This window comes from Collinsella aerofaciens (genome assembly GCF_015553355.1).
Classification (GTDB): domain Bacteria; phylum Actinomycetota; class Coriobacteriia; order Coriobacteriales; family Coriobacteriaceae; genus Collinsella; species Collinsella aerofaciens_V.
On sequence record NZ_JADNGN010000049.1, the window covers coordinates 1 to 12,360 of the forward strand.

The following is a 12,360-nucleotide window of genomic DNA, read 5'->3' on the forward strand; positions in this document are numbered from 1 at the left end:
GCCGTAACCTACAGCGCGTCAGCGCAGCGCTTACAGATATGCGCGTGGCCGTTGTACTCGCCGACGGTGGTGCGATAGTTCCAGCAACGGTCGCAGCACTCGCCCTCGGCTGCCTCGATGGCAACGGAGAGTTCCTCGCCCTGGGTCAGCTCAACATCGGAAACGATGTAGAACTCGGCCAGGTCGACGGCCTTATCACCGGTCAGCAGCGCGTACATCTCGGCGGGAACGACCGCCTTGACGCGGACCTGCTGGCTCTTGGTGAAGGTACCGGCGGAGCGGGCATCCTCAAGGGCCTTGGTCACGGCGCTACGGAGCTCGAGCGAAGCCTCGAGCACGCCCTCAAACTCATTGGCCTCGTCGAACGTGATGGGCGACTTGTACCAATCGAGCAGCGCGGCGTACTTCTGGTGATCGACGCAGCCGGCGGGCGCATAGGCCATGGCCTCGTCGACCGTGTAGGACAGGATCGGCTGAAGGTCGCGCATGAGCATCGAGAAGAGCTCGGCCAGCACGGTCTGGGCGCTGCGCCGCTCGAGCGAGCCGGGCTTCTCACAGTACAGACGGTCCTTCAGGGCGTCGAGATACACGTTGGAGAGCTCGGTAACCACGAAGTCGTAGAGCGCACGGTAGGCGCGCGGGAACTCGTAGCTGGCGTAGGCATCGTCGACCTCGGCCTGAACCTGGGTCAGACGGGCAACCATGAGCTTGTCGAGCGGCAGCAGATCGGCAAAAGCGACGCCGTCGGTCTCGGGCTCAAACTGGCCCTCGAGCTCGGAGAGCAGGAAGCGCAGCGTGTTGCGGAAACGACGGTAGGCATCGGACGTACGAGCGAGAATCTCGTGGTCGATGGAAACGTCGGAGCTGGTGTCGACGGAGGCAACCCACAGGCGGATGATGTCGGCACCCATCTCGTCACAGACCTTATTGGGGTCGATGACGTTGCCGAGCGACTTGGACATCTTGCGGCCCTGGCCGTCGAGCGTGAAGCCCTGCGAGACGACCGCCTTGTAGGGAGCATGGCCGTTGGCGCCAACCGAGGTGAGCAGCGAGCTCTGGAACCAACCGCGGTGCTGGTCGGAGCCCTCGAGGTACACGTCCGCCGGGTACTCAAGCTCGGGGCGATACTCGCAGACGGCCTTCCAGGACACGCCGGAGTCCCACCACACGTCGAGGATGTCCTTATCGGCCTTGAGGTGATGGCCGCCGCACTTGGGGCAAACGCAAGCCTCGCCCAGGTAGCTCTCGGGAGCGTCGGTGAACCAGGCGTCGGAGCCCTTCTCGTGGAAGAGCTTGATGACGGCGTCGAGCGTGGCGTCGTTCATGACCTTCTCGCCGCAGTCGGCGCAGGTGTAGCTGGGGATCGGCACGCCCCAATTGCGCTGACGGCTGATGCACCAGTCAGGGCGCTGCTCGACCATGGCGCCAATGCGGTTGGCCGCGTGGGCCGGATACCACTTGACGTTCTCACGGACCTCCTTGCCAGCCTGCTCACGCAAGCCGGTCTTGTCCATCGAGACAAACCACTGGTCGGTAGCGCGGAAGAGCACCGGGTGTTTGCAGCGCCAGCAGTGCGGATAGCTGTGCGTGATCTTCTTCTCGAGGACCAGGGTGCCGCGCTCGCGCAGGAACTCGATGATGTGCGGGTTGGCCTCGTCGGTATCCATGCCGCTGAAGGGGCCGCCGGTACCAAACTCCTCGCCGGTGTAGAACTTGCCGTCGTCATCGACCGGCATACAGATGTCGGTGATGCCCTCCTTGAGGCAGGCAAAGTAGTCGTCGACGCCGTGGCCGGGCGAGTTGTGGACAATACCGGTACCGTCATCGACACCGACGTAATCGGCCAGCAGCGCCACGCCCTCAACGCCGTCAAAGATCGGCTGCTTGTAGTGGATGTGGTGGAAGGTCTCGGCGGGAACCACATAGGGCTTACCGTCGACCATAACCGGGGTGTACTCCCAACCAAACTCCTCGCAGCACTTGGGAGCCAGGTCCTCGAGCATGACCTCGGCACGACCATCGTGCTCAACGGCGACATAGGCGGCGCCGGGCTTAAGGGAAACGGCCTGGTCGGAGGGGATGGTCCACGGCGTGGTCGTCCAAATGATAAAGTCAACCGGGCCGTCGAAGTTCTCGAGGCCGGCGGGCTTGGAGGTCATCTCAAAGCGCACGAAGATGGACGGGCTCGTCTCATCGGAGTACTCGATCTCAGCCTCGGCCAGCGCGGTGTGGCAGTGCTTGCACCAGTGAACCGGCTTGTGGCCGCGATAAATCATGCCCTTATCGAACATGGCCTTGAAGACCTCGATGTCGGCGGCATCGTGCTGGTGATAGAGCGTCAGATAGGGGTTGTCCCAGTCGCCGAGCACGCCCAGACGGCGGAAGCCGGCCTTCTGCAGCTCGATGTTCTCGACAGCGAACTCGTTGCAGAGCTCACGGATCTTGGCCGTGGGGGTCTGGTTGAACTTCTCGGTGCCGAGCTTCTCCTCGACCTTATGCTCGATCGGCTGACCATGGCAGTCCCAACCGGGGACATAGGGAACCTCATAGCCCTGCATCATCCAGTAGCGGTTGATCATGTCCTTGGAGATCTTGTTCATGGCATGGCCGATGTGGATCGGACCGTTGGCGTACGGAGGACCGTCGTGCAGCACGAACTTCTTGTGACCCTCGTTCTTCTTCAGAACCTGCTCGTAGACCTTGTTGTCCTGCCAGTCCTTGAGTCGCTTGGGCTCGGACTTGGAAAGACCGGCACGCATGGGAAAACCGGTCTTGGGCAGATTCATCGTCTGCTTGTACTCGTTTGCCACGGTACCCCTTTCATGTCGTGGGCGCGCACGCCCGTTGGGCACCAAAAAAGCGCCCGTCCCTACAAGCTGGGACGAAGCGCCACAAAACGGGCAGCCTGCCCGTAAAAGCTCTTCGCTTAACCACCCAGCTTAGATGCCCTCGCCCGCATATTCGCGCGCTCGCATCCGTTACTCGGCTGGCCTGTATCGACGACCATCTCGGCGATGTCTACTAAGACGAACCTGCACGGCACGTCCGTTGGGACCGCAGCTCCGGGGTGATTTTCATCGGTCGCATGCACGGGTTCTCAGCGCTCCCCGCTCTCTGTAGCATGCGGACGGCCGACTACTCGTCCCCATCAACGCTTATGCGGAGTATGCTAGCACGTTCCGCGCCGGCGAAAAACCCTCAACACTGGTTTTATACGTTCGAAATTTCTCGCTATTACAGCCCTTCTCTAGGAGCAAAATACCTGAAAGCACTTTATCGAACGAAAGAAGGTTGCTATGCGCACGATTGGAATGAGCGACTACACCGTTGGCGAGGATTGCTTTACCGAGCTGCCAACCGCACTGGCGGAGTACGGCGCGAAGAAAGTCGCCATCATTGGCGGCAAGCGAGCCCTGGCTGCGGCGCTGCCGGGAATCGAGGCGGCACTTGAAGGTACCGATGTCGAGGTCCTGGAGACGCGCGTCTATGGCACCAACAGTACGCGTGCCAATATCGCCAAGGTCGTGAACTCCCCTGCCTGCCAGGAAGCCGACGTGCTCATCGCATGCGGCGGCGGCAAGGCGCTCGACACCGTGAAGACCGCAGCCATCGAGCTCAAGAAGATCGTCTTCACCGTCCCGACGATCTGTTCTAACTGCTCCGCCGCGACCGCCATTGCCGTCGTGTACAACGACGACGGCTCGCTCGAGGGCTATTCGTACCCCAACCGACCGGCGCACATCTTCATCAACCCCAAGATCATCGCCGAAGCTCCGGCGGAGTACTTCTGGGCCGGCGTGGGCGATGCCCTGTCCAAGCAGCCCGAGGTCGAGTACGCCACGAGCGCCGGCAACTTGGAGCACACGGCAGGCCTTGGCCTGGCACTCGCCCACACCTGCTCCGAGCCGCTGTTTACCTACGGCGTCCAGGGTCTTGAGGACGTGCGCCAGAACCTGTCAAGCGAGGCCGTCAAACAAATCGCGCTCGACATCGTGGTCAACACGGGCTACGTCTCCAACCTGACCAACCAAAACGATTACTACTACAACTCGAGCGTGGCGCATGCGTTCTACAATGCCACGTGCAGCATTCCGCGCGAGGGCTCCTACCTACACGGCGAGGTCGTGAGCCTGGGCGTACTGGTGCTGTTTGCCTATACGGGCGATACCGAGAACCTTGAGCACTACGCCGCCTTTAACAAGCAGATGGGGCTGCCCGTGACGCTTGAGCAGGTCGGCCTTACCGAGGCGGACATCCCGGCGCTGTGTGAGTATGCCCACGCCACCAACGAGTGGAAGCAGGGTAACCCGGAGCCCTTCACCGACGAGAAGTTCGCCGCCGCCATCAAGGCCGCCAACGCCTACGGCCACTCTATCCTGGCCTAACCGACCAAAACCGCCACAAAGGGGACAGTACCTTTGTGGCGGTTTTTTATTGCTGTAACATGCTCGAGTCGAATTCGCTTGCCGGGATCCCGCGGTAGCCGTGGCGCAGGAGCAGGTCAACGAAGACACCGTTACCCGTTGTGAGCGTGCCGCTGAAGGATCCGTCGTAGATATGGCCCACGCCGCACGACGGACTGCGATCCTGCAAAATGCACGCGGCGATCTCTTCCGGCCCGCCCGCCTGCTCGCACATATCGAGCGCTCGTTGGGCACCCAGGCGAAATTCGCGATCGACCGATATGCCCTCGCAGGTACGAACCTCTCCGTTCACAATCTCGGACGGCTTGCGCGGCGTGGGCAGGCCCCCAAAGACCTCAGGGCACACCAAGAGGACCTCGGTCCCTGTACGCTCGCAGGCCTCGACCAACTCGCGATGGTAGTTGTCGAGCCCGTTATACTTGCAGCTCTCGCCCATCAAGCAGGCGCTCACCACGATCTTCATTTCCATCCCTCTCAAGCAAAACGCCCCATTTGAGAAAGCTGCTCAAATGGGGCGTCGGCGTTTACTGGCTCGGCCGCGGCTTTACTGCTGCTTGGGCATCAGCGGATTCTCGCGCGTGAGGAGGTTCATGAACTCCTCGCCCGTGATGGTCTCCTTCTTATACAGATAACGAGCCAGCTCGTGGAGCTTAAACTTGTTCTCCTTCAGAATCTGCAAAGCGCGGTCGTGCGCATCCTCGATCAGCTTGGCGACAATCGCGTCCACGCGCTCGGCCGTACCGGGGGCGCAGGTGAGCGACGTGTCCTGATTGAGATACGCGTTCTGCACGGTACCGAGCGCCATCATGCCAAACTCGTCGGACATACCAAAGCGCGTCACCATATTACGGGCGAGCTTGGTGGCCTGCTCGATGTCGTTGGCGGCGCCGGTCGTCATCTCTCCAAAGATGAGCTCCTCGGCTGCGCGGCCACCGCAATAGACAGCGAGCTTGTCCAAGACCTCCTGGCGCGTCGTCAGGAAGCGCTCGTCCTCCTCGACCTGCATGGTATAACCAAGAGCACCGCTCGTGCGCGGCACGATGGTGATCTTCGTGACCGGCGCAGAGCCCTTCTGGCGAGCGGCAACGATGGCATGGCCGATCTCGTGATAAGAAACGACCTGCTTCTCGTGGTCGGACAGCACCGTGGACTTACGCTGTTGGCCGGCAATGACGACCTCCACCGACTCCTCGAAGTCGTCCTGGGTTGCACGCTTGCGACCCTCGCGAACGGCGCGCAGGGCGCCCTCGTTGATGATATTGGCCAGGTCGGCGCCCGAGGCACCGGGCGTGGCGCGGGCAATCGCGGTCAGGTCGATCGGCGGCTCGGTCTTCACGCTCTTGGCATGCAGCTCGAGGATGTTCTTGCGGCCGGTAAGATCGGGCAGCTCGACGGGGATGCGGCGGTCAAAACGACCGGGGCGCAGCAGGGCGGGATCGAGACTGTCGGGGCGGTTGGTTGCGGCAAGGACAACGATACCCTTATGGTTATCGAAGCCATCCATCTCGGTCAGCAACTGATTGAGCGTCTGCTCGCGCTCGTCGTTGCCGCTAAAGCCGCCGCCATCGCGCTTCTTACCGATGGTATCGATCTCATCGATAAAGACGATACACGGTGCCTTTTCCTTGGCCTGCTTAAACAGGTCACGAACCTTAGCAGCGCCGCGACCGACAAACATCTCAACGAACTCAGAGCCCGAAATGCTAAAGAACGGAACACCGGCCTCGCCGGCAACAGCCTTGGCAAGCAGGGTCTTACCTGTACCCGGAGGGCCAACAAGGAGAGCACCACGCGGCAGCTTGGCGCCGATCTCCTCGTAGCGCTGCGGCTTCTCCAGAAAGTCGACGACCTCCTTGAGAGACTCCTTGGCCTCTTCCTGACCGGCGACGTCCTTAAAGGTCACGCCCACGTCCTTGGAGGCGATCACGCGCGCGCCGGACTTACCCAGTCCGCCGCCGCCAAAACCGCCGCCGCCAAAGTTCATCGACGGGCCGTCATCGCCCATAGCCTTCTTCATACGGCGGTTGAGCCACCAACCGATGAGGAAGAAAATCGCCATGGGAAGAATGAGGGTGAGCAGGTAGTAGGTCATCAGACCCGAGTTTTTATCGGGAACGACCGACTCCAGCGAAGCACCGGACTCAAGCACGCGATCGGTAAAGCCCGCATCATTCGGCACACCGGTCGTCTTGTAGGCGATGTTCTCGTCCTCGCCCTTCTTGGTGTAATAAATCGAGTAATCGTCCGTGTTGTACTCGACCTTGTCGACGCTCTTCTTATCGAGCGCTTTGACAAACGTCGAATAATCGGTCTTCGTAATCTGCTGCGTGTGACCGATGTTGGGGAACAGAACGGTCGAGAGCACGAGGTAGACGACGAAGGCGATGAGCACGTAGAGGATCATATTCCGTCTACGTTTGTTATCATCCATCTCCATCTGCTTGAACTCCATCTACTGGGGTTGATAATGGTTTCTAGAATACCCAACCCGAGCGACGATAAACCTACGCTGGGCACGAAAGGACAGAGATGGCATCACTGGAAGTCGGCAAGGTTCAAATCTATACGGGAGACGGCAAGGGCAAGACGACGGCTGCGCTGGGGCTCGCGCTGCGCGCCACGGGCTATGGACTTAACGTGCTCATGCTTCAGTTTGCCAAGAAGCTGCACTGCGCCGAACATGACGCAGCACCTCGATTGGGGCTACGCATCGTACAAGCCGACCGCGACATGCCCGAAGCCTGTGCCGCACAGATCATGGAGCTGGCGCGCGAGCAGATTAATCAGGTAGACATGCTGATCATGGATGAGCTGGGAGAAGCGATGCGCCGCGGCTTTGTGACGCGTGAGGATGTGGAGGGGCTTACTGCCCCTCGCGAACCTCGCCGACCTTGTCACCGAAATGCGCCCCATCAAACACTACTTCGACGAAGGGCTCCTAGCCCGCCAAGGCATCGAATACTAAATAACCCGAAAGGGACGGAGAGAAACGGATCACTTCGCCTTATCACCGGGCCAATGATCCGTTTTCCTCTGTCCCCCATGGAACATTAGGCGGTGGCGCGGCCTAACCAGTTGCCGCTGTGGTGGTAGATGGTGAACATCGTGGCCGTAATGAGCCAGGTTACGGGGTAGACCAGCAGTAGATGCTCGAGCGACGGATCGAAGGGCATGATCGCAAACACCCAGATCACCCTGAGCACGACGGTGCCAAAAATCGTGAGCAGCATGGGCTGCAAGCTAACACCGGCACCGCGAATGGAGCCCGACGCGTTTTCGATAATCGAGAAGATCGCGTAAAACGGCGCGATGAAATGAAGAATCGTCGTGGTGTACGACGATATCGAAGCATCGTCGACAAACAGACGCGACAACGGACCCGAAAACACCAGCAGCACGGCAGACAGACCACCAATGAGCATAAACGACAGCACGAGCGACGTGTGATATCCCTTGCGCATTCGCTCGTAATTGCGCGCGCCAAAGTTCTGCGCCGAGAACGTGGTGATCGAGACGCCGAGCGCCTCGGTAACCATCCAGATAATGCCATCCAGGCGCCCAGATAGACCCCAAGCAGTCGTGACATCGGCGCCAAACGAATTAACCGACACCTGGATCAGCACGTTCGAGATCGAATAGGCAGCCGATTGAAAACCGAGTGGCAGACCACACGAGATCATACTCTTGCAAATACCGCGATCGATGCCGAGCTTAGACAGCGAAAGACGCCATGCACCCGGAGCGCGCATCATGCGCAACACGATCATCGTTGCATTGGAGCAAATGGTCAGAGCCACTGCGATGCCGCAGCCCAACGCCTCCATATGCAACACAGCGACAAAGATGATATCCAGCACCACGTTAACCAGGCAGCCAGAGGCAATGATCACGGCGGGGCCGCGCGTGTCGCCCACGGCACGCAGCAGTGCGGTTCCCATATTAAGCAGCAGTGCCGCAACCATCGCGGCAAAATAACAGCGAGCATAGGCCACACCCTCGGCCAATAGTTCATGCGGCGTGTTCATAAGCACCAGCATGGGCTCAACGAACACTATGCCAAGAATCGAGAAAAGGATACCGCCCACCAGCGCGAGCGTCATGGCTGTATGGACCGAACGACTCAGTCGCTCATCATCGTGCTGGCCAAAATACTGACCGGTAATGACCGCGCAGCCGGCGCCAACGCCAACGCAAAAGCCAATGCAGAGCTCGGTGAGGACCATCGTGGCCTGAATGCCGCCCAGCGCGAGCTTGCCGCCAAACTGGCCAACGATATACGTACCGATAAGCGTGTAGGCCTGCTGAAAAAACGAACTAAAAAAGATGGGAACGCACAGCGACAGCAATTGCTGCCAAATGACACCTTGCGTTACATCGATCGCCGTAGATTTCTTAGCCACACGCCCTCCCCACACGCATACGTCAAACAGCAAAACAGCAATTTAAAACCAAAGCCAAATCCAGCTTAGCACCGACTGGCGGCGACCGAAACACCCCGAATTAGAGCACAGTGCGGAATAACTGCCTAGTGATACAAACCCGGCTGGTAGTGATACTCATTGCTCACGTGCGGGCACAGTTGCCAAAAGGCGACGGCGCTCGCCGCGGCCACGTTAAGCGAATCGACCCCGTGCGCCATCGGAATGCGCACCGCGTGGTCACAGCCGGCAATGGTCTTGGCGCCCAAGCCGGCACCCTCGGTACCCATAAAGATTGCCAAGCGGTCAATCTCCTGCAGCACGGGATCGTCCAGCGATACGGAATCGTCCGTCAACGCCATAGCGGCACACGAAAAACCGGCATCGTGCAACGCGCTCAGACCATCATGCGGCCACACACGAGCCTCGCTGCCAATGCGCGTCCACGGCACCTGAAACACGGTGCCCATGCTCACGCGGGCCGAGCGACGGTACAGCGGGTCGCAGCACGTCGGGCTGACCAAAATACCGTCAACGTTCAATGCGGCAGCCGAGCGGAAAATCGCGCCAACATTGGTGTGATCGACAATACCCTCAAGCACGCACACGCGCACCGGACGATCCCCCGCCGCCTCGACGACGCCGCCCAAGAACTCATCAACCGGAATCTGACGCGGGCGACGGAACGCCGCCAGCGCGCCGCGCGTCACGTTAAAGCCCGTCAACTGCTCCATGAGCTCCATGGAGGCCACGAACACGGGAACCGGACCCGCTCCCTCGCGCACGACAAGCTGGTCAAACAGCGGCATCATCTGGTCGAGCCAGCGCTCGCCCAAAAGAAAGCTCACCGGCTCATATCCGGCGCGAACCGCACGCTCGATGACCTTGGCACTCTCAGCGATAAAAATGCCCTTCTGCGGCTCCAGCACGCAGCGAAGCTCACGCTCGGTCAGTCGCACGTAGGCATCGAGCCGCTCGTCCTCGAGCGAATCAATTCGCAGAACCTCAACGGCATCAGTCATAGCAGCCAGCCCGCACCCTTCTTTACAGCACATCTATACCAAACGAGGCGACGCTAAGCGCCGCCCCATGCATTCAATCAACCCGATGATACCGTTCACGCCAGACGATTTACGCCTCGATGCGACGATACGTCACGAACTCATAATCGACGCCCTCGTCACCCTCACCGGCGGCAATCGTCGAGACCCCGCTACGCTGCGCAATCTTCCACGCAGGATCGGCTTCCAAATCGGGAAAGTACGTATCCACGACATGGACGCAGTGGTCATGCGTGACCTCGGCCTCGACGCAATACGGCAAAAACTGCCGATAGACATCGCCGCCACCGATAACCCATGCAACGGGCTCGTCGGCAACCGCGGCGAGTGCCTCGTCGATGCTATGCACCACGTCGACGCCCTCGGGCGCAAAATCCTCGTCGCGCGTAAGCACGATATTGCGGCGGTTCTTGAGAGGACGCCCGCCGGGAAAACTCAGCAGCGTCTTGCGCCCCATGATAACCGGGCAGCCCTTGGTGCAGGCCACAAAATGTCGCATATCGGCGCGATTGGACACCACCATATCGCCCTCGCACCCAATGCCCCAGTCGTCACACACGGCGACGATAGCAGATAGCTTACACGTCATGAGCACCACCTACACCGCAATGGGAATGTTCTTGACCTGCGGACCGTGCTCGTAGCCCTCGACGATCAGGTCATCGGTCGTAAACGCATAGAAGTCATGCACATCGGGGTTGAGCGTTACCTTGGGTGCCGCAAACTGCGGACGCTCGATAAGCTCACGGACGATATCGACATGACGGTCGTAAATGTGGGCATCGGCAATCACATGCAGCAGCTCACCGGGAATCATATCGACCGACTGTGCGACCATCATCAGCAAGATGGCGTACTGGCACACGTTCCAGTTGTTCGCGGCCAAAATGTCCTGGCTGCGCTGGTTGAGAATCATGTTGAGTGTGGGCTTGTCGTCCTGCGGGCGCTGCGTGACGTTATAGGTCACGCTGTACGCGCACGGATACAGGTGCATCTCGGACAAGTCGCTAAACACGTACGTGTTGGTCATGATGCGGCGGCTGTACGGCGTGTGCTTAAGGTCGTACAGCACACGGTCCATCTGGTCAAAGTCGCCCTCGGCATAATGGCTCTTCTGGCCAATCTGGTACCCGTAGGCCTTGCCGATGGAACCGGTCTCGTCGGCCCACTCATCCCAAATATGGCTGTTGAGGTCATGGACGTTATTGGACTTCTTTTGATAGATCCACAAGATCTCGTCCATGGCAGATTTAAGCGCCGTGCGACGCAGCGTGAGCGCGGGGAACTCCTCGCGCAGGTCGTAACGTGCCGTAACGCCAAAGTTTTTAATGGTATAGGCAGGGGTGCCATCCTCCCACACCGGTCGGACCTTTTGCCCCTCGGTGGTGGTGCCATGGTCCAAAATATCGCGGCACATGGCTACAAACTGTTGATCAGCCTTGCTCATTGACCCTCCTGTCAGTCGCCTATAAGCGAGGTGCATTGTAGCCCAGGCGCACGCGGCCCCACAGCCCAAACATAAGCCCTCACTTTCTACATATGCCAGAAATTCCTTGCTCAAATCCGCATATTCGCTATTCTATTATTGACATATGTCAGATAAGGAGCATGTATGGCAGGAAGACGCGAAAAATTGCGCCGCGTTGGGATCATCCCCGAATATCGCGGCTTTACCCCTGACGGCCTTGCCAGCGGAGACGCCATCGAGATGACGGTCGACGAGCTCGAAGTCCTGCGGCTGTGCGACCTGGAAGGCCTCAATCAGCAGACCGTCGCCCAGCACATGGGCATCGCTCGCGCCACGGTGGCGGCAATCTGCAGCCGCGCGCATCGCAAGGTGGCAAACGCGCTGGTCAATGGACGGGCGATCGTCATCGAAGGCGGCAACATCGCGTACTCCCCCATCACCACGACAACGGCCGCATGGCCAGCAAAGGAGGTCGACACCGTGAGGGTGGCAACGACGTACGACAACGGCAACATCTTTATGCACTTTGGCCGCAGCGAACAGTTCAAGATCTACGACATCCAGGATGGCAAGGTGCTCAACGAGCAGGTCGTGGGCACCGGCGGCACTGGTCACGGTGCATTAGCGGGTCTGCTTGCCAACAGTGGCGTTGACACGCTCATCTGCGGCGGTATCGGCGGCGGCGCCATCAATGCACTTACCCAGGCCGGCATCACGGTCTATGCAGGCGCCCAGGGCAGCTGCGACGCCTGCGTCGAGGCACTCATTGCCGGCACGCTCGCACAGACCGGCGAGGCCACGTGCGGCTGCCACGGCCATGACCACGAGCACACCCATGAGCACGGCGAATCCTGCGGTTGCCACGGCCATCACGAGAACGAGGGCCACGAGGGCTGTGGCTGCCACTAGCGGCAAATGCTCTGGCGCCAAGACGTGCCATTCGCGCAACAAACCACACAACGGCGAAGGCCGCCTGGAGTACCATCCAG

The 12,360-nt window shown here is 59.9% G+C and carries 10 protein-coding genes; 3 read left to right on the plus strand and 7 right to left on the minus strand.

The features are described 5' to 3' along the window. Positions 1-8: 8 nt before the first annotated feature. Positions 9-2,786, minus strand: a complete 2,778-nt coding sequence (ileS, locus tag I2D57_RS09305) for an isoleucine--tRNA ligase (protein WP_229055748.1) — start codon at positions 2,784-2,786, stop codon at positions 9-11. A 510-nt stretch (positions 2,787-3,296) separates the two neighbouring features. On the opposite strand from ileS, the gene I2D57_RS09310 reads away from it, so the two are divergent. Continuing rightward, positions 3,297-4,385, plus strand: a complete 1,089-nt coding sequence (locus I2D57_RS09310; RefSeq protein ID WP_195362280.1) for an iron-containing alcohol dehydrogenase family protein — start codon at positions 3,297-3,299, stop codon at positions 4,383-4,385. Positions 4,386-4,431: 46 nt separating this feature from the next. On the opposite strand, the gene I2D57_RS09315 is transcribed toward I2D57_RS09310, so the two are convergent. Both I2D57_RS09315 and ftsH read right to left on the minus strand, forming a co-directional pair. After that, positions 4,432-4,887, minus strand: coding sequence for a 2-thiouracil desulfurase family protein (locus I2D57_RS09315; RefSeq protein ID WP_195362281.1), 456 nt, complete (start codon positions 4,885-4,887; stop codon positions 4,432-4,434). Positions 4,888-4,968: 81 nt separating this feature from the next. After that, positions 4,969-6,861 carry an ATP-dependent zinc metalloprotease FtsH gene (ftsH, locus tag I2D57_RS09320; protein WP_171021520.1) on the minus strand — a complete coding sequence of 631 codons (1,893 nt, stop codon included), beginning with the start codon at positions 6,859-6,861 and terminating at the stop codon, positions 4,969-4,971. Positions 6,862-6,953: 92 nt separating this feature from the next. On the opposite strand from ftsH, the gene I2D57_RS10145 reads away from it, so the two are divergent. Beyond that, positions 6,954-7,478, plus strand: coding sequence for a cob(I)yrinic acid a,c-diamide adenosyltransferase (locus I2D57_RS10145; protein WP_229055746.1), 525 nt, complete (start codon positions 6,954-6,956; stop codon positions 7,476-7,478). Here I2D57_RS10145 and I2D57_RS09330 read toward each other — a convergent pair. From I2D57_RS09330 to thyA, 4 genes are all read right to left on the minus strand, one after another. Next, complete coding sequence (locus I2D57_RS09330; RefSeq protein WP_195362282.1) at positions 7,475-8,824, minus strand: MATE family efflux transporter; 1,350 nt, start codon at positions 8,822-8,824, stop codon at positions 7,475-7,477. The genes I2D57_RS10145 and I2D57_RS09330 overlap by 4 nt on opposite strands. A gap of 125 nt (positions 8,825-8,949) precedes the next feature. Further along, positions 8,950-9,864 carry a TrmH family RNA methyltransferase gene (locus I2D57_RS09335; RefSeq protein ID WP_195362283.1) on the minus strand — a complete coding sequence of 305 codons (915 nt, stop codon included), beginning with the start codon at positions 9,862-9,864 and terminating at the stop codon, positions 8,950-8,952. Between the two features lie 109 nt (positions 9,865-9,973). Next, positions 9,974-10,492 (minus strand): dihydrofolate reductase, encoded by a 519-nt coding sequence (locus tag I2D57_RS09340; protein WP_195362284.1) that lies wholly within the window; start codon positions 10,490-10,492, stop codon positions 9,974-9,976. A 9-nt stretch (positions 10,493-10,501) separates the two neighbouring features. Next, positions 10,502-11,350: a thymidylate synthase gene (thyA, locus tag I2D57_RS09345; RefSeq protein ID WP_006234017.1), complete on the minus strand. Its 849-nt coding sequence runs from the start codon at positions 11,348-11,350 to the stop codon at positions 10,502-10,504. Between the two features lie 165 nt (positions 11,351-11,515). Between thyA and I2D57_RS09350 the strand changes: the two genes are divergently transcribed. Beyond that, positions 11,516-12,280: a NifB/NifX family molybdenum-iron cluster-binding protein gene (locus tag I2D57_RS09350; protein ID WP_195362285.1), complete on the plus strand. Its 765-nt coding sequence runs from the start codon at positions 11,516-11,518 to the stop codon at positions 12,278-12,280. The last annotated feature ends 80 nt before the right edge of the window (positions 12,281-12,360 follow it).

Excerpts from the sequence above, each read along its gene's own strand:
- ileS (WP_229055748.1), bottom strand. The coding sequence starts at position 2,786 with ATGAATCTGCCCAAGACCGGTTTTCCCATGCGTGCCGGTCTTTCCAAG.
- I2D57_RS09310 (WP_195362280.1), top strand. The coding sequence starts at position 3,297 with ATGCGCACGATTGGAATGAGCGACTACACCGTTGGCGAGGATTGCTTT.
- I2D57_RS09315 (WP_195362281.1), bottom strand. The coding sequence starts at position 4,887 with ATGAAGATCGTGGTGAGCGCCTGCTTGATGGGCGAGAGCTGCAAGTAT.
- ftsH (WP_171021520.1), bottom strand. The coding sequence starts at position 6,861 with ATGGAGATGGATGATAACAAACGTAGACGGAATATGATCCTCTACGTG.
- I2D57_RS10145 (WP_229055746.1), top strand. The coding sequence starts at position 6,954 with ATGGCATCACTGGAAGTCGGCAAGGTTCAAATCTATACGGGAGACGGC.
- I2D57_RS09335 (WP_195362283.1), bottom strand. The coding sequence starts at position 9,864 with ATGACTGATGCCGTTGAGGTTCTGCGAATTGATTCGCTCGAGGACGAG.
- I2D57_RS09340 (WP_195362284.1), bottom strand. The coding sequence starts at position 10,492 with ATGACGTGTAAGCTATCTGCTATCGTCGCCGTGTGTGACGACTGGGGC.
- thyA (WP_006234017.1), bottom strand. The coding sequence starts at position 11,350 with ATGAGCAAGGCTGATCAACAGTTTGTAGCCATGTGCCGCGATATTTTG.
- I2D57_RS09350 (WP_195362285.1), top strand. The coding sequence starts at position 11,516 with ATGGCAGGAAGACGCGAAAAATTGCGCCGCGTTGGGATCATCCCCGAA.